At 70.8% G+C, this 21,351-nt stretch carries 17 protein-coding genes and 1 pseudogene; 10 read left to right on the top strand and 8 right to left on the bottom strand.

Annotation, left to right across the window (positions count from 1 at the left end; all coding sequences use genetic code 11):
• Positions 1 to 147 precede the first annotated feature (147 nt).
• The 3 genes and pseudogenes from ABD817_RS11100 to ABD817_RS11090 all read right to left on the bottom strand — a co-directional run bounded on the left by ABD817_RS11100 (position 148) and on the right by ABD817_RS11090 (position 3,077).
• A pseudogene (locus ABD817_RS11100) lies at positions 148 to 1,450 on the bottom strand (DNA/RNA helicase domain-containing protein).
• Between the two features lie 678 nt (positions 1,451 to 2,128).
• A complete protein-coding gene (locus ABD817_RS11095) occupies positions 2,129 to 2,485 on the bottom strand; it encodes a nucleotide pyrophosphohydrolase (protein WP_344917726.1) in 357 nt (118 codons plus the stop codon).
• 121 nt (positions 2,486 to 2,606) lie between these two features.
• On the bottom strand, positions 2,607 to 3,077 hold the full coding sequence (locus ABD817_RS11090; protein WP_344917725.1) for a MarR family winged helix-turn-helix transcriptional regulator: 471 nt from the start codon (positions 3,075 to 3,077) through the stop codon (positions 2,607 to 2,609).
• Between the two features lie 69 nt (positions 3,078 to 3,146).
• On the opposite strand from ABD817_RS11090, the gene ABD817_RS11085 reads away from it, so the two are divergent.
• The 3 genes from ABD817_RS11085 to ABD817_RS11075 all read left to right on the top strand — a co-directional run bounded on the left by ABD817_RS11085 (position 3,147) and on the right by ABD817_RS11075 (position 8,006).
• A complete protein-coding gene (locus ABD817_RS11085; protein WP_344917724.1) occupies positions 3,147 to 5,249 on the top strand; it encodes an MMPL family transporter in 2,103 nt (700 codons plus the stop codon).
• A 232-nt stretch (positions 5,250 to 5,481) separates the two neighbouring features.
• Positions 5,482 to 6,855, top strand: a complete 1,374-nt coding sequence (locus ABD817_RS11080; protein WP_344917723.1) for a hypothetical protein — start codon at positions 5,482 to 5,484, stop codon at positions 6,853 to 6,855.
• Positions 6,852 to 8,006 (top strand): ARPP-2 domain-containing protein, encoded by a 1,155-nt coding sequence (locus ABD817_RS11075; protein WP_344917722.1) that lies wholly within the window; start codon positions 6,852 to 6,854, stop codon positions 8,004 to 8,006. Before ABD817_RS11080 ends, ABD817_RS11075 begins: the two co-directional genes overlap by 4 nt.
• 179 nt (positions 8,007 to 8,185) lie before the next feature.
• Here the strand turns inward: ABD817_RS11075 and ABD817_RS11070 are convergent, their stop codons facing one another.
• Positions 8,186 to 8,683 (bottom strand): hypothetical protein, encoded by a 498-nt coding sequence (locus tag ABD817_RS11070; protein WP_344917721.1) that lies wholly within the window; start codon positions 8,681 to 8,683, stop codon positions 8,186 to 8,188.
• Positions 8,684 to 8,687: 4 nt separating this feature from the next.
• Positions 8,688 to 9,401 (bottom strand): TetR/AcrR family transcriptional regulator C-terminal domain-containing protein, encoded by a 714-nt coding sequence (locus ABD817_RS11065; protein WP_344917720.1) that lies wholly within the window; start codon positions 9,399 to 9,401, stop codon positions 8,688 to 8,690.
• A gap of 104 nt (positions 9,402 to 9,505) precedes the next feature.
• Here ABD817_RS11065 and ABD817_RS11060 point away from each other — a divergent pair, with 104 nt between their 5' ends.
• Positions 9,506 to 10,189 carry a DUF998 domain-containing protein gene (locus ABD817_RS11060; RefSeq protein ID WP_344917719.1) on the top strand — a complete coding sequence of 228 codons (684 nt, stop codon included), beginning with the start codon at positions 9,506 to 9,508 and terminating at the stop codon, positions 10,187 to 10,189.
• 21 nt (positions 10,190 to 10,210) lie between these two features.
• Here ABD817_RS11060 and ABD817_RS11055 read toward each other — a convergent pair whose 3' ends face one another.
• On the bottom strand, positions 10,211 to 10,768 hold the full coding sequence (locus tag ABD817_RS11055; RefSeq protein WP_344917718.1) for a DJ-1/PfpI family protein: 558 nt from the start codon (positions 10,766 to 10,768) through the stop codon (positions 10,211 to 10,213).
• A gap of 101 nt (positions 10,769 to 10,869) precedes the next feature.
• On the opposite strand from ABD817_RS11055, the gene ABD817_RS11050 reads away from it, so the two are divergent.
• The 3 genes from ABD817_RS11050 to ABD817_RS11040 all read left to right on the top strand — a co-directional run bounded on the left by ABD817_RS11050 (position 10,870) and on the right by ABD817_RS11040 (position 13,500).
• A complete protein-coding gene (locus ABD817_RS11050) occupies positions 10,870 to 11,022 on the top strand; it encodes a hypothetical protein (protein ID WP_344917717.1) in 153 nt (50 codons plus the stop codon).
• Between the two features lie 478 nt (positions 11,023 to 11,500).
• A complete protein-coding gene (locus ABD817_RS11045; RefSeq protein ID WP_344917716.1) occupies positions 11,501 to 12,166 on the top strand; it encodes a sigma-54-dependent transcriptional regulator family protein in 666 nt (221 codons plus the stop codon).
• On the top strand, positions 12,163 to 13,500 hold the full coding sequence (locus ABD817_RS11040; RefSeq protein ID WP_344917715.1) for a sensor histidine kinase: 1,338 nt from the start codon (positions 12,163 to 12,165) through the stop codon (positions 13,498 to 13,500). Before ABD817_RS11045 ends, ABD817_RS11040 begins: the two co-directional genes overlap by 4 nt.
• Positions 13,501 to 13,510: 10 nt before the next feature.
• Here the strand turns inward: ABD817_RS11040 and ABD817_RS11035 are convergent, their stop codons facing one another.
• Entirely contained in the window at positions 13,511 to 14,701 is a 1,191-nt protein-coding gene (locus ABD817_RS11035) for an ADP-ribosylglycohydrolase family protein (protein ID WP_344917714.1), read from the bottom strand.
• Positions 14,702 to 14,829: 128 nt separating this feature from the next.
• Here ABD817_RS11035 and ABD817_RS11030 point away from each other — a divergent pair, with 128 nt between their 5' ends.
• The 3 genes from ABD817_RS11030 to ABD817_RS11020 all read left to right on the top strand — a co-directional run bounded on the left by ABD817_RS11030 (position 14,830) and on the right by ABD817_RS11020 (position 17,790).
• Entirely contained in the window at positions 14,830 to 15,825 is a 996-nt protein-coding gene (locus tag ABD817_RS11030; protein ID WP_344917713.1) for a zinc-binding dehydrogenase, read from the top strand.
• 95 nt (positions 15,826 to 15,920) lie between these two features.
• Positions 15,921 to 16,922 carry an NADP-dependent oxidoreductase gene (locus ABD817_RS11025; protein WP_344917712.1) on the top strand — a complete coding sequence of 334 codons (1,002 nt, stop codon included), beginning with the start codon at positions 15,921 to 15,923 and terminating at the stop codon, positions 16,920 to 16,922.
• A 724-nt stretch (positions 16,923 to 17,646) separates the two neighbouring features.
• The gene (locus tag ABD817_RS11020) at positions 17,647 to 17,790 is read left to right on the top strand and encodes a hypothetical protein (RefSeq protein WP_344917711.1); all 144 of its coding nucleotides are present in this window, start codon (positions 17,647 to 17,649) and stop codon (positions 17,788 to 17,790) included.
• 166 nt (positions 17,791 to 17,956) lie between these two features.
• On the opposite strand, the gene ABD817_RS11015 is transcribed toward ABD817_RS11020, so the two are convergent.
• Positions 17,957 to 20,995, bottom strand: a complete 3,039-nt coding sequence (locus ABD817_RS11015) for an AfsR/SARP family transcriptional regulator (protein WP_344917710.1) — start codon at positions 20,993 to 20,995, stop codon at positions 17,957 to 17,959.
• Positions 20,996 to 21,351: the final 356 nt, after the last annotated feature.

Below are 21,351 nucleotides of genomic sequence, written 5' to 3'. Positions count from 1 at the left end.
AGGTGCTCGCAGTAATCCTCGACCTGGAGAACAGGATGGGTGGTCGGCTCCCGCCCTCGAGTCGGAAGGATGACCATAATGAGGTCGTCCTCGAAGAGGTCGGCATTCGGGCTAAAGTATAGTGGGTGGATATATGGGTCGCAGTGGTCAGCTTTTCTGTGTCGCGAGACGAGACAAAAACTCTTGGGTTTCACGGTCCGTAGAATAAATGAAAGTGCCGATCATGCCGCGGGTGAGCAGGACCTTGTAGGTGTTGCGGATCAACCGGTCCGCCTGCTCGTTAGTGGTTCCCCGGGTGAGGGCGGGGTCTTTACTGGCCGCCCGGACGGTGACGAGCCTGCCGTCGCGGTAGACCAGGTCCGGGCCGATGATCACGCCGTTCCAGTCGTACTCGAAGCCCTGGGCGGTGTAGACACAGCCGACCTGCTCGAAGCCACCGTCCTGGGTCGCCCACAGCGCGCTCGCCCTTGACGTTCCACGGGCGGGACCAGTCGTCAAGCCGGATGTCGTGGACGAGCGTGTTGTCCTCGCGAGGCTCGCTCCACGGCCAGCAGAAGCCGGCGGTCATCCGGACCGAGTAGCTCTTGTCGAGCTTCGATCGCAGCAGGGCCTCGAGCACCTGCGGGGACTCGGCCGCCGAGACCGAGAAGTGGTCGTCGCCGAGCCACGGCACGGGGCCGCCGGCTCGCAGGCCGAGGAGGCGCAGCACCCACTCCTCGTACGCGCGGCTGCCGCCGCAGCGGAACTGCTCGTCGAGGGAGACCTCGTGAACCCGGAACCCGCGGGCCTCCGCGTGGCTCCTGATCTCGGCCACGGTGCCCATCTCGCCGGGCCGTACGACCTGGTGCTCGTCCAGCAGGAAGACGGGCACCCTGGCGGCGTCGATCAGTTCGTCGACCTGGCGGCGGTCGCTGCGCAGGCGGGCCGGGGTGTATCGGTTCTGCGAGGTCTCCCGGATCCGGTGCGCCTCGTCGCAGATGAGGACGTCGAGACCGTTGCGTTCGGCCTTCGTGAAGCTGTTGAAGTACTTGAAGAGGTTCTTCACCTTCGAGGAGCCCTTGCCCGGCACCCGGCGCAGCGTCTCGGTGAACGAGCGGGACCCCGTGGCGTGCAGAACGTCGCGCCCCTGTCGCGATAGCTCACCCAGCAGCGACAGCGCGATGACGCTCTTACCGCTTCCCGGGCCTCCGCTGACGATGACGACCTCTTTCGAATCCGCCTTGCGCGCCCTGTCGACGGAGTTCAGCACGATCTCGTACGCCAGCCGCTGCTCGTCGAGCAGCACGAACTGCTCCCGGTCCCTGATCTCCGCGGCGGCGAGTTTGAGGAGCTGCTTCGACGGACGGACGGCGCTGGTGAGCAACCGGTCGGCCGCGCCGGCGCCCGGCTCGGAGGCGAAACGCTCGCGGAGGTAGTCGAGGAAGGCTCCGCGACGGCTCTTGGTGAACATGCGGCTCTGCTCGCCCAGCACCTCCCGATAGAGGTCCTCGACGTCGAGGTCGGCGGCGTTGTGCAGGTAGGCCACGCCCCTGACCGCTTCGCTCCGGCCCTCCAGGGCCCCGACGAAGTCGGTGATGTAGTCGCAGTAGTTCTGGACCTGGAGGGTCGGGTGCAGGCGAGGCCCGGCCACGCCTCTGACGAGCACCAGGTTGGGGTCGTCCTCGAACAGCTCGGCCTGGCTCCACTGCTTCAGCTCCACCACCACGTACGCGTCACCACCCGTGCGGCGGTCGACCCCGGCGAGGACCACGTCGGCGCGCTTGCTGGTCAGCGGGAGCTGGTACTCGACCAGCATCTCGACGGCGCCGAGCCCGGCGTCGACCAGGTCGCGAGCCAGGACGGGAAGGCTCCGGTCCCAGGACCTGCGCTCGGCGTCGGAGGGGTTGATGCGCGCGGTCCTTCGGAGGTGCTCGGCGATGACTTCGCCCAACCGTCGTTCGGGAACCGAACCGTCGGTCGCCAGCATGGCCAGACTTTCGGCGGAATGCCGAAATGCCGTCACGGACCTACCCCCAGGCAGCACGAGAGACTCGTGCGGTATGGGGGCCTATCCGTGCTCAGATGATGAGCGGAAGCCCGTCGGGCCGCATCACTACGCCAGGCACATTACAGCGATCATCCGACAAAATCAGGCGAGCGGCGGGGCCTTCCTGGCCGACCCCCGATAGGTCTCCACGTCATAGCGTCTGTCGCTCTTGTCGAGCTTGACGTGGGCGGCTTCGACGAAGTCGATGTTCAGCACATCGGCGAGCCGGGTCAGATAGATCATGATGTCGGCCACCTCGGACCTGAGGCGCTCGGCGGCCTCGGGGTCGTCCATGACGCTCGCGGCCTCCTCGGGCGTCAGCCACTGCAGCTCCGCGAGCAACTCGCCGACCTCGCCGGCCAGAGCCATCGCCAGGTTCTTCGGCGTGTGGAACCTCTCCCAGTCCCTGACCTCGGCGAACCGCCGGAGCTTTCCGGCCAGCTTCTCAAGCTCTGTCATGGGAGCAAATTACAGGCAACGATGATCGACACCACCAGCAACCCGCACGGGGTGGCGGTCACCTCGGCGAGCTCGCCGTACCAGAACTGCGACCGTTCAGCCCACGTGGTCGCGGGCGGGGTCAGTGAGAACCAGGCTCGGCTCGCAACGCCTCAAGTTCCTCGTTCATGGCGTCGAGGAAGGCGGCCGCGGTGCGTAACTCCTCGGGGCTGAAACGCCGCAGGACGTTGTCCGTGCTACGGCCGAGCGGGCGGAAGAAGACCGCGGCGAGTTCCTGTGCCGCGCCAAGGTAGTGCAGGTGGACCACGCGCCGGTCGTGCGCGTCGCGGACCCGGCGGATGTGCCCGGCCCGCTCCAGCCTGTCGAGGCACGCGGTGACGGCACCCGAGGTGAGGTTCAGCTCCTCCCGCAGCCGGCTCGGCGTGATCGGTGACGGAGCGTCGAAGATCTTCATCAGGGCCTGGACGTCGGTGGGGTGCAGGCCGTGCTCGTGGGCGAACTCGTGGGCGATGCGGTTGAACTCGGCGGTCATCCGGCGCAGCCGCACCGCGAAGGAGAGCAGGTCGATGCTCTCCTCGCTGTCGCCTTTCATACAGCCATGCTACTTTAACTCAATCATTGAGATACTTAATGGTTGAGTTATGTGTGGGAGGGTGATCTCATGGCGCGGCGACCGATCCGCTGGCTTGTCCCGGCGCTGCTGGTGGTGGTCTGGCTGGCCGTCGGTGGAGGGCTGGGGCCGTTCGCCGGCAAGCTCACCGAGGTGTCCACCAACGACCAGGCCGCGTTCCTGCCGCAGAGTGCGGAGTCGACCCGCGCGCTGGGGGTGCAGGAGCGGTTCCGCGAGGACGCGACGCAGCCACTCATCGTGGTGTGGACCGCGGACGGCAAGGACATCACTCCCGAGCAAGGCGCCACGGCGACCCGGGCACTCGCCTCACTGCGCGGCACGGAGGGCGTCGTCGGGACGCCCACGCCCTCCATCCCGTCGGACGACGGCCGGGCGCTGCAGGGCGTGGTCCAGCTCGGCCCCGACCTTGAGGACTCGCTCGGGGAGACCCTGGAGCGGATCGGCTCGGTGGTGGCGGTCGACGGCCTGCGGGCTCAGCTCGCGGGGCCGGCGGCCACCCGGGCCGACCTGTCCGACGCCTTCGCCGGGATCGACGGCCTGCTTCTCGGGGTGGCGCTGATCACCGTTCTGATCATTCTGCTCGCGGTGTACCGAAGCGTTCTGCTGCCCCTCATCATCATCGGCGGCGCGGTCTTCGCACTCGGCCTCGCGTGCGCCGTGGTGTACTTCCTGGCCGACCGAGGCATCGTCCGGGTCGACGGTCAGGTGCAGGGCATCCTGTTCATCCTGGTCATCGGCGCGGCCACCGACTACGCGTTGCTGCTGACCGCACGCTTCCGGGAGGAACTGGCCGCGACCGGCGACCGCTTCACCGCGGGCCGCGTCGCGCTGCGGCGCTCGTTCGAGCCGATCGTCGCCAGTGCCGCCACGGTGGCCCTGGCCTTGCTCGCGCTGCTGCTCAGCAGCCTGACCAACAACCGCGCGCTCGGCCCGGTGGGCGCCATCGGCATCGTGTGCGCCGCCCTCAGCGCGCTCACCTTCCTGCCCGCGGCTCTCGTCCTGCTGGGCCGCGTCGCCCTGTGGCCGGCGAAGCCGCGTCCGGCAGACGAAACCGGCGCCGAGGGCCGCGGGATCTGGAGCCGGGTGGCCACCCTGGTCGACCGCCATCCGCGCCGGCTCTGGATCGCCACCATCCTGCCTCTCGTCGGCCTCGCCCTCTTCGCGCCGCAACTGAACGCCAGGGGGGTGCCGCTGGACGAGACCTTCGTGAACGACGCGCCGTCGGTGGCGGCGCAGGCGACGCTGAGCGAGCACTTCCCCGGAGGGTCGGGGCAGCCCGCGGTCATCGTCGCCCCCGCCGGGCGTGCCGCGGCCGTGGCGGAGACGGCCCGCGGCGTCGACGGTGTGTCCGAGGCCGCGGCGGTGACCCAGAGCGGACGACCGGGTGACACCCCCAAGGTCGTCGACGGACTCGTGCTGGTGGAGGCGACGTTGAACGACGCGCCGGACGGCGACGCCGCCCAGGACACGGTCAGGCGCCTACGCGCCACGCTCGCTCCCGAGAACGGCGTCATGGTCGGCGGTTACAGCGCCCAGCGGTACGACACGACGGAGACCGCGAGGAACGACACGCTGCTCATCGTCCCGGTCGTCCTGGCGATCATCCTGCTCATCCTGATCGTCCTGCTGCGCTCGCTGGTGACGCCCGTGCTCCTGGTGGTCACCGTGGCACTGAACTTCCTGGCCACCCTCGGCGTCTCCACGCTGGTCTTCACGCATGTGTTCGGATTCACCGGCGTCGACGCGTCCGTTCCGCTGTACGGCTTCGTCTTCCTGGTCGCGCTGGGAGTGGACTACAACATCTTCCTCATGTCCCGGGTGCGCGAGGAGACCGCGCACCACGGGGCGCGAGAGGGATTGCTGCGCGGGCTGGTCACCACCGGCGGGGTGATCACTTCGGCGGGCGTCGTGCTCGCCGCCACCTTCGCCGCGCTGGTGGTGATCCCCCTGGCGTTCCTTGTGCAGATAGCCTTCATCGTCGCTTTCGGCGTCCTGCTCGACACCCTGGTGGTGCGGTCCCTGCTGGTCCCGGCGCTGGTACGAGATCTGGGCGCGCGGGCTTGGTGGCCCAGCGGCCTGGGCCGTTCCGGGGCGGGGCAGGAGTCCCGGGAACTGACCGAAGCGTCGAGGTGACCCCCGGCCCGGGCGGCGGGAAACAAGAGGAAGAAGGCGATATGTCGGTGCTAATCTTCCGGAGCCGGTCGCGGGACTTCGGTGCGACTTCCGGGACCCGCCTTTGAAGCGATGATTCGCAGCTCGTGCCCCCATTCCCCGGCCGGCCTCGTACACCACCCCGGAGGCGGCGATCGAAGCTCACATCGAGACCGGTGCGGATCTGATCGCCGCCGACGACGTCCTGCTGTTCGTGAACGCGGCAATCACCTCCACCGGCCAGCGCGAGTTCCACTCCGGCGCGGACGAGCAGAGCCTCTCGCTGGACTTCCTGCACCGCTACCTGCTGGGCAACTATCGCGACCTGTACGCGGCCACCCTCGCCCTGGACGTCAACGACCACAACGCCGTACTGATCGCCAGGAACCTGCTGGCCACGACGGGGGAGGCGGACCCGGAGCAGCGTCGGGCCGAGGGGCGCCTGATCGCCCGGAGGCTGGCCCTGCTGCCACCGCCCCGGGTGTACGGGCTGTTCCGCGAGCTGCGTCGCGCCAAGGTCAACAACCGGCGCACCAGGGCGATCATGCGGGACTGGCTGGCCGCCCGTCCCGACCTCGCGTTCGACGCGGTGAAGTACCGTGGCGCCGTCAAGGACGCCGTCCGCCATGCCCACCTGAGGCCCGGAGGTGAGCTGGGGCCGTTCCTGTTCACCCCGCACCGGCCGGTCGCCTACACCACACCGATCCTGGAGACCTGGCGGCGGGCCCACTACGAGCAGGCCGCGCTGTACGAACTGCCCTACACGGTGGCGGAGGGGTTCGCGGCGAAACACGGCATCGCACGCGCCACCTTCCTGGAGCGCGTCGCGCCCCGGCTCACCCGGCTGGAGCGGCTGCGTCTGCAGGAGTCGGCGCGCGGCCTGGGGGCCGACGCGGTGCGGGCCGACCTCACCACGATGCCGCTGACCCGGCTGGCGTCATATGTGCTCGCCCTTTCGCCGGACGATCGCACGCGCCGTCGTGCCGAGCTGACGGCGGCGCTGCGCGCGGCCGCCCGCCGGACCGCGGGCGATCAGGCCGGGCGCTGGGGCGCGGTGGCCGCCGTCCTCGACGACAGCTTCTCCGCGTACGGGTCGGGGCACAAACGCCGCCGTCCGCTCGCCGTCGCGCTCGCCTGCCATTTCCTCCTGGAGGCGCTCGCCTCCGAGTACACGCCGCTGTGGCTGTCGGGCCGCTCGGACGCGCTGCTCGTCCATCCGTACGGGGCGACACCGCTCGGCGAGCGCATCCTCGACGGCCTCGAACGCCGACCCGGGCGTCTCGTCATCGTCTCCGACGGATGGGACAACTCACCGCCGGGGCTCGCGGGAGAGGTGCTGCGGATCTGGCGCACCCGGCTCGACCTGGACCACACCTGCGGAATCGTGCACCTCAATCCGGTGTACGACGCCGCCGACTTCGACGTACGGCGGCTGGCGCCCACCGTCCCGACCGCCGGGATTCGCGACGCCGAGAACCTGGTCGCCCTGGTGGAGCTGGCCCAGTTCGCGGAGGGGCGCACCGGGATCCTCGAACTGCGCGCCCATCTGGCGCGCCGCGTCGAGGTGTTCCTGCGGGAGGACGCATGACGGATCTCGCCCTCACCGGGCTCTCCACCCGCCCCGCGCAGGCGTGGGGTGGCGTACGGCTCGTCCCGCTGGTCCGCGAGAAGCCGATCGAGGACCTCCGGCTTGACGCCCGGCTTTACGACGCGGAGTTCGGCGTCGTGGAGGTGGACTCACGGACCGCGTACTTCTCCTACATCCCGCACGGGTTCGTGGCGAGCTGGACGCACGACGGCACCCCCGCCGCGGCGTACGGAACCCAGCTGCGGGGGCCGCAGGAGCGTGACCGCGCGCCCGACCGGATGTCGCTGCGGTTCCACCGCCGGATGGCTCGCCGAGCCGGCAGGAACCGGCTGCGCTTCCTGCCCCTGCACCTGGCGCTCGAAGGGTATCTGGCGCTGCACTTCGGCGGGCCGGAGATCGCGTGGGAGGAGTGGTCCCACCGCGCGATCAGCCGCGGGCTCTCGCCTCGCGTCGAGGAGGCGTACACGGGCGCCGAGGTCGGTGGCCTGGAGGACGCCCTTCGCGTCTTCGAGATCCACCGCGGCCAGTGCGGCGTTCTCGTCTACGTCGCGGACGCGCTCGCCGCCGTGTTCGTGGTGCCGCACCCCGATGACTACCGCACCCTGCACACCACCCTCGTGCACGACCTGTACGGCGAGCTGATCTACCACTACGCGATGCTCAGCGGGCCGGTGCCCGATTTCCGGGCCCGCATCGCGGACGAGACGGTGCGGTCGCTCGCCGATCTGCGCGCGCGGGCCCGCCGGCAGCAGGACGAGTGGGCGGCCTTCCACGACCGGGTCATGGCGGGCGGGCTGCTGGGCGCGGACCACACCTACCAGCGCGTCTCCGAGATGGGCGGGTATCGCCTGTCCCGCTTCCTGCCGCCCTTCGAACGGCAACGCGAGAACCACATCGGCGAGCTCATCACCGACGGCGCCGGTCAGCTCGCGTACCTCAAGACGTTCCGCCTCTCGGAGAACCAGGTCCGACGCGGTCACCTGCTGACCAGGCTCGCCGCCGACAACTGGAACATGGCCGACACCGCCGCCACGCTCGGCGTGACCGAGCCCGAACTCGGCCTGCGCATCGAAGCCGCGGGCTTCGGCCACCTCCTTCGCCAGGACGTCCTCGACCGCTACCGTGCCCAGGCCCGCCGCAGTCGTCGGTGACCACGCCGGATGAACCGCCTTGAGTTTTACGGAGACCCTCCGCGTCAAACTCGGGCGGGACAGGAAACGGCGTCGTGCGCCGACGGAAAAGGACCGGGCGCGACCCTCGCCGGTGCTGGATTCGACGGTTCGGGCCGCGTCGCCGGCCGCTTCGCTCACTGCCCGAAAGGCGATCTCGGTCACCGTATTGAGGCGTGCTGATCGATCCACCTTTCCAGGGCGCCGACGCATCGCGCGTTATGCGGCGTGATCCAGTCGCAGGTCTTCCCGGCGAGAAAAGAGACGGGGAACGCGCCGATCCTGGTCCAGCGCGGCCATCCGTGCTGATCTTCCCAGCGGAGTTCCAGCCCTCCCAGGAGGCCGCGGCGAAGACCGGTGACCTTGCCGGCCGGGATGGTGCGGGTCCGGAAACAGCCGCGAACCCTGATGAACTCGTCGGTGCAGGTGACGCCCAGCGAGAGGGCTCGTGTCGTGAGCAGGCCACCAAGGGTCACCATCGGGATGCCGAAGACGGCGCAACCCAGAAGACCCGCCGGCGAAGCCTGCCGGAAGTCTTCCAGCCGGAAGGGGATGTCGATGGCAAGCCTTACCCGTATTCCCTCAAAGGCCATTGCGATGAGGGAAATCCCCACAAGGGTGAGGCTTAGCCGATAAATCGGATCCGCGTGGAGCTTCACCACCTCATTTTAGTGTTCGACCTTCGGGAAATGGCTCGCCAGGATTGAGCATCTGGGGTGGGGGCCGGCGGGCCAGGGCGGCGGCCGTGCCGTCGATCAGGGCTCGGAGGCCGTGTTCGAAGGCGTCCTCGCCGAACGAGCCGCCGCTCTCGCGGAACGCCACGATCAGGGTCGCCTCCATGCCCCCGTCGAGCAGCCCGGCCAGCGCCGCGAGCCGGTCCGGCGGTGTGTCCACGTGTCGCCGGTGTTCGGTCTGCTCCTGCAGGACGCACCCGTTGACGTAGCGGGTGAGAGCCGTGATCGTGCGCAGTGCCAGGTCCGGGGTGAAGCCGTGGCCGACCATGGCGGTCAGCTCCTCGTCGAACATTCTGATCGTCGCCGGGCCGAGGCTCGCGGCGTTGGCGACGAGACGGGCGCCGTCGCGGTGGACGAGCAGGGAGTCGCGGTACGCGTGGGCCCGGCGGGCGAGCCAGTCCTGCCAGGACTCGCCGTCGCGGGGCGGCCCCATCCCGGCGGCCAGGACGATCGCGTCGGCCATCCCGTCGAGCAACTCCTGCTTGTTACGCAGGTGCCAGTACAGGGCGGGCGACTGGACGCCCAGCTCCGAGGCGAGCCGGCGCACCGTCAGCCCGTCCAGGCCGACCTCGTCGAGCAGTCGCAGCGCCGTGTCGATCACCGTCTGCCGGGTCAGGCCGGCCCCCCGTTTGTTCTCGCCCATCGGTTGACACCTTAGCAGCGCTAAGGAAGCATGACGGCGACACGAACTTAGCGCTGCTAAGGAACGCTTGCGCGTCGGACATCCCGGGCACCGAGGGGAGAGGCATGTCCACCATCCGGGAACAGCGGCTGACCAGGGCCCTGCTGACCTGCGGTGCCGTAGCCGGACCGCTGTTCGTCCTCGTAGTCGTGATCCAGGACTACACGCGCGCGGATTTCGACCCCCGGAGACAGCCGCTCAGCCTGCTGAGCCTGGGCGACCTGGGATGGATCCAGGTCGTCAACTTCGTCGTCACCGGGCTGCTGGACGTCGCGTTCGCGGCCGGGCTGTGGCGGGCGCTGCGTCCGGGCCGTGGCGGGGCCTGGGGGCCGCTACTGATCGGCGCGTACGGGACCGGCCTGGTCGGCGCCGGAGTCTTCCGCTTCGAACCGGCGTGGGGCTACCCGCCCGGCGCGCCGCCGGGCCTTCCCGAGGATCCGGGCTGGAGTTACGTCCTGCACGGCGCCGCCTTCGGCGTGGTGTTCGTCTCGCTGGTCGCGGCCTGCTTCGTCTTCACCCGTTATTTCGCCGTACGGGGAGAGCGCGAATGGGCGATCTACTGCGCGGCCACGGGCGTGGCGCTCCCCGCCCTCTACCTGCTGGCGGGGCTGCTCTCGGACGGCGGCGAGAACTCCCGGCCCCTGAGCCTGCTCCTCCGTGCCATGGCACTCCTGGGCTGGGGGTGGGCGTCGGTGCTCGCGGTACGGGTACGCGGATCCCACACATCGGCCGGAGCTGGTACCGGGTGAGGGTACGCCGGAAAAGACCGCTCAGCCGGTCGCGGTGCGGAGGACCTTCATGAACTCGCGCATCCACGCCGGGTGGTCCGGCCAGGCCCGTCCGGTCACGAGGTTCTGGTCGACGTGGGCCTCGCTGTCGATCCAGGTCCCGCCCGCCTGCTCGACGTCCGGGGCGCAGGCCGGGTAGGCGCTGCTCTCCCGCCCCTTGAGCACCCCCGCGGCGGCCAGCACGATCGGCCCGTGACACAGCGCCGCGATCGGCTTGCCGCTCTCGGCGAAGTGCCTGACGATCTCCAGGCACCGGCGGTCGTTGCGGATGTACTCCGGCGCCCGGCCTCCCGGCAGCACCAGTGCCGCGTACCGCTCCGGATCGACGTCGGAGAACGCGATGTCCGACCCCCAGGTGTGCCCCGGCTTCTCGGTGTAGGTGTCGAACCCCTCGACGAAGTCGTGCACCACGAACTGGAGCTTCTTCACGCTCGGAGCAGCGAGGTCCACCTCGTACCCCTCCTCCAGCAGTCGCTGGTACGGGTACATCACCTCCAGGTCCTCCGCCGCGTCACCTGTGACGATCAGCACCTTCGCCATCGCGTAACACCTCCGTGGTCCGTGTCCTTCGATCCTTATCACGCGTACGGACGGGGTCAACGGCAGGGATTTCCACAAACCGGTAAAACGGATACCCCTGCGTGCAGGCGGTCCGCGGGAACAAGTCCGGCGGCACGAAGGTCACGAAGGTGAAGACGCACCGCGGTGAGCCGCGCCGGGCACAGCAAGCCGAAGGCGCCCTGCACACCGAGGTCGCCGCCCGCTGGGGATCATCGACCCGCTGGACCTCCTGAAGGAGTCGGCTTCACACGGTCGCGACCAGAGCGGCGATCCTGCGCGAGGTGATCCGCGAGCGGCTGCCGCTGGTCCTGTACGCGCTGGGCAACAACGTGGGGATCAAAGAGGCCTTCGTCAAGGAAGGCCAGGACCTGCCATTTCTTTGCCAGGATATGGGATTTTAGAGATGTGGTTCCTTCGTATTCTGGGTGAAAGGTGCATAAAGCTCACTGTGTGGATGTCTTTGGAGTGAGCCGGATGGCAGATCGGTGGGACGACGGGGGAGGGCCCGACGAGAAGTTCGTGGAGTGGTTCCTGGATGGGAGGCTCACGGGGAATGAGGTACGCGCCACGACCCTGCATTCGTGGCGGCGGTGTCAGGAGGCGGGACTCACGCCCAGCACCGTACGGCCGCGCCTATCCGGTGATCTTGACTTCGACCGCGGAGTGGTGCGCGCGGCCCGGCCCGTGTTCGAGCGGATGCGTACCATCATCATGGGTACCCCCGTGACCGTGTTCCTGGGCGATGCGAGTGGGGTCCTGTTCCTGCGCAACGAGGGCGAACCGGCCCTGCGCCGGACTCTGGACGCGGTTGGCGCCGCGCCCGGGTTCCGCTTCGCCGAGGCGGACATGGGCACCAGCGCCTTCGGCTCGGCGCTGGTGGAACGGCGAATCTGCCAGGTCACCGGCAACGAGCACTTCGCGGAGGAACTGCGCGGGCTCACCGGCGTGGGCGCCCCGATACGCCACCCGCTCAGCGGGCGGGTGGACGGGGCCATCAGTGTCGTCTGCCTGAACGACACGGCCAACGCGGAGATGATGGTCCTGGCCCGGCGATCGGCCGCCGCCGTCGAGCGGCGATTGTTCGAAATGGTGGTCGAACACGAGCAGGCCCTGGTAAATGACTTCCTCCGGGCGCCAGATGGAGGCGTCGCGATGGCTTCCACGCCCCTGGACCTGTGCCGCCGTGATCGGCTCGCCCTGACGGACGCCGCCGTGAGGCTGGTCGCGCAGGGCCGGGCGGCGGTGGTGAAGATGGCCCTCTCGGACGGCCGCACCGCCACGCTTGTGGCCCAACCGATCGTCGGTTCCACCGCCATCGCGGTGAAGGCGAGGCTCACCGACGGCCAGGAGGCCCGGCTGAACGGGGGAGGAAGGTGACCGGAACCGACGAGTGGCTGCTCGCCGTGAGCGAGCCGGGCATCGGTCAGTTCGCCCTGCGGGCGCGCGAGCGGCTCGGCCTGCTGTGCGACGCGGGCTCCCGCATCGGCACCACCCTGGACGTCACCCGGACCGCCGAGGAACTGGCCCAGGTCGCCGTCCCCCGGTTCGCCGACTACGTCGCCGTCGACCTGGCCGACTGCGTCCTGCGGGGCGACGAGCCCGGCAGCATGGACGCGGGGCTGCGCCGGGTCGCCTTCGCGGGCGTCGGGGAGGGGGCCGCTCTGTACCAGCGTGGCACGCTCATCTACCCGCTTCCGTCCACGCCGCAGGGGCGCAGCCTCGCCACCGAGCAGTCGGTGCTCGGCTCGGTGTTGTTCACCACCTACGGGTGGCCGGCACAGGATCCCGAGCACGGCCGGAGAATCTGTGAGCAGGGCATCCACTCGCTCATCACGGTGCCGATGCGGGCCCGGAGCGTCACACTCGGGGTGGTGAGCCTCTATCGCGCCACGGGCAAGGACGCGTTCGAGGAGGACGACCTCGACCTGGCCGAGGAGCTGGTCGGCCGCGCCGCGGTGTGCGTCGACAACGCCCGCCACTACACCCGTGAGCACGCGATATCCGCGGAGCTGGAGCGGGTCACCGCGTCGTTGCAGCAGGCACTCGACCGCCAGCGGTGCTTCACCACCGATGCCTCGCACGAACTGCGCACTCCGCTGGCCGGGCTACGGGTCAAGTTGGAGGAGGCGCAACTTCACCCCGACGAGACCAACCTCGCCGACCTGGTGAAACACTCCCTGCGCGATGTGGAACGGCTGCAGGCCATCATCAGCGACCTCCTCATGCTGGCCCGGATCGGAGCTGCGCCGCCCGCCGCCCTGGAGCCCGTCGACCTGGCCTTGCTGGCCGAGGCCGGAACCGCGCGCCGCACCGGGGATCCGCACCCGGCGCGGCTCGACCTCACCGTCGGCATGACGGCCGACGCCGTCCCGGAACAGATCCACCGGGTGCTGGACAACCTGCTGGACAACGCGCAACGGCACGCCGCGCGCGACGTGGTGGTCACAGTGCGCCGCGCCGGAGGCATAGCTGAACTCAGCGTCGCCGACGACGGCGCGGGCGTGCCTCCAGCGGAGCGCGAGTACATCTTCCAGCGCTTCGCCCGGCTGGACACCGCCCGCAGCCGTGACCGCGGCGGCACCGGGCTCGGCCTGGCCGTCGCCCGTGACATCGCCCGCGCCCACCACGGCACCCTCCACGTCGAGGACGCGTCGTCCTCGGGCGGAGCACGCTTCGTCCTCCGCCTCCCGCTCAGCACGCGGACGGCGTGAGGGCCCGGGGTCAGGCGCCGGGGTACTTCCTGAGCCAGGCGTCGGTGATCTCGTGGTTTCCGGCGGACCGGGCCGCGAAGTCGTCGGCCAGTTCGGTGATGGCGTCGCGGCCCTCAAGGTGTGCGAGCCATCCGACGGGGAGCGCCGCCTCGCCGTGGAGGGTTCCCAGGAGGTTGCCGCAGACGGCGCCGGTGGAGTCGCTGTCGCCGGAGTGGTTGACCGCGAGGAGCAGCGCCCGCTCGACGTCGCCGGACGCGGGATACGTCAGGGCGCAGTAGACCGCGATGGCGAGCGCCTCCTCGGCGACCCACGCGCCGCCCAGTGACTCGACCTTCTCCGGGCTCGGGCCGCCCTCCGCCGCGAGGGAGACGGCACCGCGCAGCGCCAGGCTGGTCTCCTCGTGCGAGGGGTACGTCGCGAGCAGGTCCAGCGCCTTCCGTACGGCACGCGCGAGCGTCTCGTCCGGCGTCGGAGACCTGTTCGCCTCGACGGGCCGGTTCTCCGCGAGGAAGTGGACGATGGCGGCGAAGGCGCCGGCGGCCAGGTAGCCGGTGGGGTGGCCGTGGGTGATCTGGGCGCACTCGGCGGCCAGGTCGAAAGCGTGACGGGGGCTCCGCGCGCCCAGGCCGAAGGGGGCCGAGCGCATGACCGTCCCGCAGCCCTTGGAATCGGGGTTGACCGGTCCCGGTTCGCCGAACGGGGCGGGGGCGGCGGCCCGAGGGGCGCGCAGGCCCGACAGGCAGGCGTTCCCCGGAGCTCGCCGGGAGTAGAGCCATTCCTGCTCGCGGAGCAGGCCGGTACGGACCAGGTCGTTCCCGGACGAGGTCGACGCGGGACCGTACGCCGGACGGTCGTTCGCGGGGAAAGCCGGAGAAGTCGGGAAAGCCGAGGAAGTCGGGAAAGCCGAGGAAGCCGAGGAAACGGGAGAGGCGAGGGGTGGGGAGCGGTGTTGCTGGGTGTCCAGCCAGCGAAGGTAGGCGCGCCGGACCGCGGCGACGTCGCCGCCGCGGATCAGCCCCTCCACGGTGAACAGCGTCATCTGCGTGTCGTCGGTGACCAGGCCGACCTTGCCACGCCAGTCGGGGACCAGTCCGGTCAGGCCCTCGGGCCCGTGCTGCCTGCGGATTCTCTCGATCGACTCGAACTCGACGGGAGCCCCCAGCGCGTCGCCGAGGGCGCCGCCCAGCAGGCAGCCTCTCACGCGGCCACGGTGGTCCGGCGGGTCATGGGCGGGAGGATGCACGGGCATGATCCTTTCGTTGTCTGTTGACATCAACATAACTTGAGGTCTGAGACTGTGCGCGAAGGCATCGAGGGAGAGTGATCGATATGCGCATTGTCCAGGTGACCGCGTTCGGGGGACCAGAGGTACTGGTGGTGGACCGGGCCCCGGAGCCGGTCGCCGGAGCCGGGCAGGTCGTGATCGGGGTGTCCGTCGTGGACGTCCTGTTCCTTGAGACGCAGCTCCGCACCGGCTGGGGTGCCGAGTTCTTCGGCCAGAGCCCGCCGTACGTGCCCGGGGGCGGGATGGGCGGGCGGGTGGTCTCGGCGGGGGAGGGGGTCGATCAGGGCTGGATCGGCCGCGACGTCATCGCGATGACCGGCGACGGAGGTTACGCCGAGCGGGTCGCGGTGTCGGTGGACGCCCTGGTTCCGGTGCCGGAGGGGCTGGGCGTGCGGGAGGCGACCGCGCTTCTCCAGATCGGCCCGGCCGCGCTGAGCCTGGTGGGCGCGGCCGAGGTCAAGCCGGGGGAGCGGGTGCTGGTCACCGCGGCGGCCGGGGGACTCGGCAGCCTGCTGGTGCAACTCGCCCACGCGGTCGGCGCCCACGTGGTCGCGGCCGCCCGGGGCGGGCGCAAGCTCGACCTGGCCAGGGAGCTGGGAGCCGACACCGTGGTCGACTACTCCGAGCCGGGCTGGCCCGAGCGGGTGCGGGAGGCGGTCGGCGACAGAGGATCGCCCGGGACAGGCGGCGGTGACGGGGTGGACGTGGTCTTCGACGGTGCGGGCGGGCGGATCGGCCAGGACGCGTTCGGGATCACGGCGCGCGGCGGCAGGTTCTTCACGTACGGCGTGCCCGGCGGGAGCTTCGCGCAGGTCGACCCCGGGGAGGCGGAGCGGCGAGGGGTGAGCGTGCGCGGGATCGAGCAGGTGCAGTTCGCCCCGGAGGAGGGCAGGCGGCTGGCCGGGCTGGCGCTGTCCGAGGCGGCTGCGGGCCGGATCAGGCCGGTCATCGGGCAGACCTTCCCGCTGGAGCGGGCCGCCGACGCGCACATCGCCATCGAGGCCCGCGACACGGTGGGGAAGACCTTGCTGCTGCTCTGAGGGACCCGTCTCCCATGCCTCCGTCGTGGCGCGTGCCGCGCCCGGCCCTCCATTCCGTCAACCGGGCGCGGTACGCGCTCAGAGGGAGAAGAACCATGTCCCAGGCCATCCGCTACACCCGGTACGGCGGTCCCGAGGTGCTCACCCTCGACGACGTTCCCATCCCCGATCCCGGACCCGGGCAGGTGCGGGTCGCGGTACGGGCCGCCGGTGTCAACGGCATCGACTGGAAACTCCGCTACGGGTTCATGGACCGTGGCCTGTCGTCGGCCGGGCCCGCGGGCGTCGGCGTCGAGTTCGCCGGAACGGTCGACGCCCTCGGCACCGGTTCGGGTGCCGGAGACGGGCGCTGGAGCGTGGGGCAGGCCGTCTTCGGCACGGTCGTCTCCGGTGCCGCGGCCACCCACGTGGTGGCCGACGCCGGGGACCTGCTGGCTATACCCGCCTGGCTGTCCTTCGAGCGGGCCGCCGCGCTGCCGGTGGCCGTCGGGACCGCCTGGCGTACCCTGCGGCAGCTCGACGTGAAGGAGGGGCACACGTTGCTGGTCCACGCGGTCGCCGGTGGCGTCGGCCTCGTCGCCGCGCAGCTCGCCCGCCTCAGGGGCGTACGGGTGGTCGGCACGGCGAGCCCGGCCCGTCATGACTTCCTGCGCGAGCTGGGCGTGCGGCCGGTCGAGTACGGCGACGGCGGCGACGGCCTGGCCGAGCGGGTGCGCGCCGTGGCGCCGGAGGGTGTCGACGCGGTCCTGGACGCCTCCGGCCGCGACGTGCTCGCCATCTCGGTCGAGCTGGCCGGTGGTCCGGACAGGGTGGTCACCATCGCCGACGGGCGGGCCGCCGAGCACGGTGTGCGCTTCTCCAGCGGTGCCGACAGCGGTGCCGACAGCGGTGCCGACAGCGGTGCCGACAGCGGTGCCGACACCGATGCCGACGGGGTTTCCCCGGCGGAGGTCTTCGCGGAGGTCCTCCCCCTGCTGGAGCGCGGCGCGCTGCGCGTGCCGATCGAGAGGACCTTCCCGCTGGAAAGGACCGCCGACGCCCACCGTCTCAGCGAGGCGGGGCACCTCCTCGGCAAGATCGTTGTCACCGTTCCGTGACGCCGGATCCGCGTCTCCCCGGCCCGTGGTTTCCGGACCCGGCCCGGGGAACGAGGTGAAACCGGCGTGAAACCGGAGCCGTTTATTTTGACCTTGACCAGCTCAGATACCGTCCGCAGGCGGTATCCGGGCTGCGCTCAAGGTGAAGGTGGTCGTCCGTACTTGGGGCTCAACGACACGACACCGGGGCGACATGGGTACGGCCGGCCAACCGGCCGTACCCATGCCTGTCGCCTCGCTTCTCGTCGGTCCGGGAACTGTCCGGAACGCCGGGTGGTACACCGATCGAGAACGACGTCAGGCGGGCCACAGCGACCGCCGGAGTCATCGCCGCGGCTGCCACGGGGGCTGCCACGGCGATGACGCCGGGAACCGGGCCGTCCGTGGTCACCGCGACCCCGCCGAGAAGTGCCGGCCACTTCTCCGCCGGTTCGCCCTCGCCGGACGTCCGGCACCAACTCACGTACCGGGCATCGGTCGCCCGGTGGTGAATACCGGCCGTTCAGCGTCGAGCGGCAGGTCAGCGCGAGGTTCGGCGACCGGGGGGACCGGACCGGTCTGTCGCAAGGCCGTCGGCACCCGAGGGGAGAGGGGCGGGGACGCCTCGAAGGGGAGGAATTTCAACAGCGAGATCCCATATGCGGCACCTGGTGGTCATGGTTTGCTATCGACCACCAACGCCCACGGGGGTATGGCACCGATCTGTTGACGATCAAGGAGAGAGATGAAGAAGATCAAGGCGGGGTTGCTGGCGCTGATGGTGGCCGGGTTGCTGGGCGCGAGCGCCACACCGGCCTCGGCGGTCGAGCTGCATGATCAGGCCACCAAGCCTGACTGCGACAGCCACTGGATGGACCCCGGCGAGTAATTCACCGGAGGGAACCGGCGCCGCGTGAAGAGCGGCCGGGCGGGGCTGCGGTACTCCCGTCCGGCCGCGCACCGTGGTCCGGTTGGCCGGGAGCGGGCGGTGTGGAGGCATGCGAGCGATGACCGGCTGCCGTGGAAGACAGTGTGGAGAGTACGTGAGCGAGAGGTCAGCACGGGGTGGGCGGGGAGGACATCATGCCGTCGAGGGCGCGCCGGGCGTCGAGTGCCCGCTCGTGCCAGACCGGCAGGCCGATGTCGGCGAACTCCCGCACCGCCCGGTCCAGCATGGACGCGGCCAGCTCGTGCTCGCCGCGCTCGATGGCGAGTCGCCCGCAGGCCAGGCGGGCACGGGCCGCGACGAAGGGTTCCCCGAGCCCCTCGGCCAGCAGCAGCGCCGCGTCGAGCCGGTTGTCCGCGTGGTCGAGCTCACCCGCCAGCAGCTCGGCCTCGCCCATCCCGAGCAGGCCGTACGCCTCGCCGATGCGGTCTCCGGTCGACCTGGCGGCCGCCAGCACCTGCCCGAACGCGTCCTTCGCCCGTTCCGGGTCGTTCTGGCGCAGGTACAGCAGTCCCAGCCTGTTGAGGATCTGCGCGACCCCTCGCGCGTTGCCCAGGTCGCGGTAGGCGGCCAGCGCCGTCTCCAGGAGCGGGGCCGCCGCGTAGGGGCGGTCGTGCTCGATGTGGATCTGGGCCATGCTGCCGAGTACGTGGGCCTCGGCGTGCCGGTCGCCGACCTCGTGGAGCATCCGCAGCGCCCGCCGGTAGCCGTCGAGCGCGGTCTCCACCCGGCCCTCCACCCGTTCGATCAGCGCCGCGTTGCGCAGGGTGAGGGCCTGGCCGTGCCGGTCGTTCACCGCCGCGAAGAGCGGCAGCGCGGCCTCCAGGTGTGGCCGCGCGTCGGTGTAGCGCTGCCGGAACAGGGCGAGCGTGCCCAGGGAGTAGCGCATCGCCGCCTCGCCGCGCCGATCGCCCGCGCGCAGGGCGGCGGCCAGCGCGGTCTCCGAGGTACGCCGCCAGTCGTCGAAGTGGCCCTGCGCCTCGAACAGGGTGATCGCCGTCATCGCCAGGTCCCAGCACATCTCGCTCAGGCCGAGCCGGGCGGCCTGCTCCACCGCCGCCACCAGACCGAGCCGCTCGCCACGCAGCCAGCCGGACGGGTCGGCGAGCAGGCGGTCGGAGGTGGCCTCCCCGCAGTCCCAGCGCGGCCCGTCGCCGTGCAGGACGGTGTAGTCGCCGCCGTACTGCCGCCGGTGCGCCCGCTCGGCGAGCGCGAGATACCCTCCCGCCAGCCGGGTCAGCGCGGCGTCGGTGGCACCGGGGGGATCGTCGGTCGCGCCGCGCTCCCTGGCGTGCAGGCGTACCAGGTCGTGGACGCGGTAGCGGGGCTCGCCGATGCCGTCCTGGCCCGCGTACTCGACGAGCTGCGCCTCCATCAGTCCTTCCAGGATCTCCTCGGCGTCGTGCGACCCGGTGTAGTTCGATGCGGTGTCACGTGTCGCGGCGTCGTGCGGTCCGGTGTCATGTGTCCCGGCGTCGTGCGGTCCGGTGTCGAGCAGGGCCGAGGCGACCCAGCCGGCGAAGTCGGGCGTCTCGACCAGGCCGAGGCGGCGGAACAGGGTACGGCTGGGCTCGTCGAGACCCGAGTAGCCGAGGGCGAGACTGGCCCGTACCGACAGGGTGCCGTGGGTGAGCTCGTCGAGCCGGTCGTGTTCGGCGGCGAGCCGGGAGACCAGCCGGTCGACGCTCCAGTGCGGCCGGGCGGCCAGCCGCGCCCCGGCGATCCTGAGCGCCAGGGGGAGGTGCCCGCACAGCTCGGCCAGCCGCCCGGCGGTGGCGGTGTCGGCGGCCAGCTCGACCCGGCCGGTGATCGTACCCAGCAGCCGGACGGCGGCGGCGTTCCCGAGGACTCCCAGGGCGAGCCGCTGCGCGCCGGGCAGGGCGGTCAGCGCGCCGCGGCTCGTGACCACCACCGCGCAGCCGTTCCCCGCGGGGATGAGCGGCTCTATCTGGGCCTCGTCGGCGGCGTCGTCCAGCAGGAGCAGCACGCGCCGGTCGTACAGGCGGGCGCGGAACACCTCGGCGCGCTCGTCCAGGTTGTCGGGAATGGCGGTTCCCGCTGTGCCGAGGGCGCGCAGGAACCGGCTGAGCGCGTGCGACGGCTCGACCGGTTCGGTTCCGGCGCCCCGCAGGTTCACGTACAGCTGCCCGTCGGGGAAGGCGTCCCGCAGGTCGTGGGCGGCCCGCAGGGCCAGCGCGCTCTTGCCCACCCCCGGCATGCCGGAGACGGAGCAGATCACCGGTCCGGCGGCGGGACGGTCGCGCAGGACCGAGACGAGCCAGCGCAGCTCGGTGTCGCGCCCGGTGAAGTCGCTCACCCCGGCGGGGAGCAGGGACGGGGCCGGATCCGGCGGGGTGGCGGGGTCCGGGGGTCTCGCCGGTGCCGCCGTTTCCGGCTGGGGGTCCAGGCCGACCCGGGTGTCCCCGCGCAGGATGGCCTGTTCCAGCGAGCGCAGCTGCGGTCCCGGTTCCAGCCCCAGCTCCTCGGCCAGGACGGTGCGGGCGCGCCGGTAGGCATCCAGCGCCTCCGTACGCAGCCCGGCCCTGTGCATCGCCACCATCAGCCGGGCGGTCGCGGACTCCACCAGCGGATCCTCCGCGACCATCGAGATCAGCTCGGGGATGACCTCCGCGTGCCTGCCCAGTGCCAGGTCGGTGTCGATGCGCTCGGTCAGCACCCGCCTGCGGTCCTGCTCCAGGCGTTCGGCCGCCTCCGCCAGCTGGGCCACGCCGTCCAGTCCCGAGAAGGCGCGGCCGTTCCACAGTGCGAGCGCCTCTCGCTGCAGGACGGACGCCGCCGCGGGCTCTCCCCGGTTCAGCGTCCGTCTGGCGTGCTCGGCCAGGTCGGCGAAGTGCCAGGCGTCCACCTCCTCCGGCCGCGCGGACAGCGTGTAGCCCGAGCGGTCGTGCCGGATCCGCTCGGGGGCGTCGAGGGTCCTGCGCAGCCGGTGCACAAGCACCTGCAGGTTCTTCCCGGCGCGCGGTCCGAGCCGCTCCCCCCACAGCGCGTCGACCAGGGTTTCGGCCGCCACGATGCGTCCCCGCGCGCAGACGAGGAGTGCCAGCAACTGCTCCTGCCTGCGGGAGGACAGCGGCACAGGACGTCCGTCGGCGATGATCGTCACATCGCCGAGTACCTGGAATCTCATCAAGCTCCCCGAACGGCTCACGGATCTCAGGGGGCGAGGTGAACGGCGCCGCGCCCAGGAGGTTATGGACTGCCCGATTCCGGCGAGAATAGCTCGGATGATCTTTCAACGGTAGTCAATTGGTATTCGTTCCCAGGAAGGGAGACGTCGAGGGTCCTCTCCACCCGGTCAGGGCGCCACCCCGGCCAGGTTCCTTTCCTCCGGTCGGGTCCTCTCCTCCGGGTCAGGCCCTTCTTCTCGGTCGGGCCTCTCCTCCGGTCGGGTCTCACGCCTTCCGGGAAGGTCTTCCGGTCAGGTCTTACGCTTTCCGGGAAGATCTCACGAGGCTCGGGAAGATCTCACAGGGCCCGATGTGA

Origin of the sequence: Streptosporangium oxazolinicum (assembly GCF_039537505.1) — a bacterium.
Lineage (GTDB): Bacteria > Actinomycetota > Actinomycetes > Streptosporangiales > Streptosporangiaceae > Streptosporangium > Streptosporangium oxazolinicum.
The sequence above is the reverse complement of the archived record's forward strand: the minus strand, read 5'-3'. Positions and strand labels throughout refer to the sequence as shown.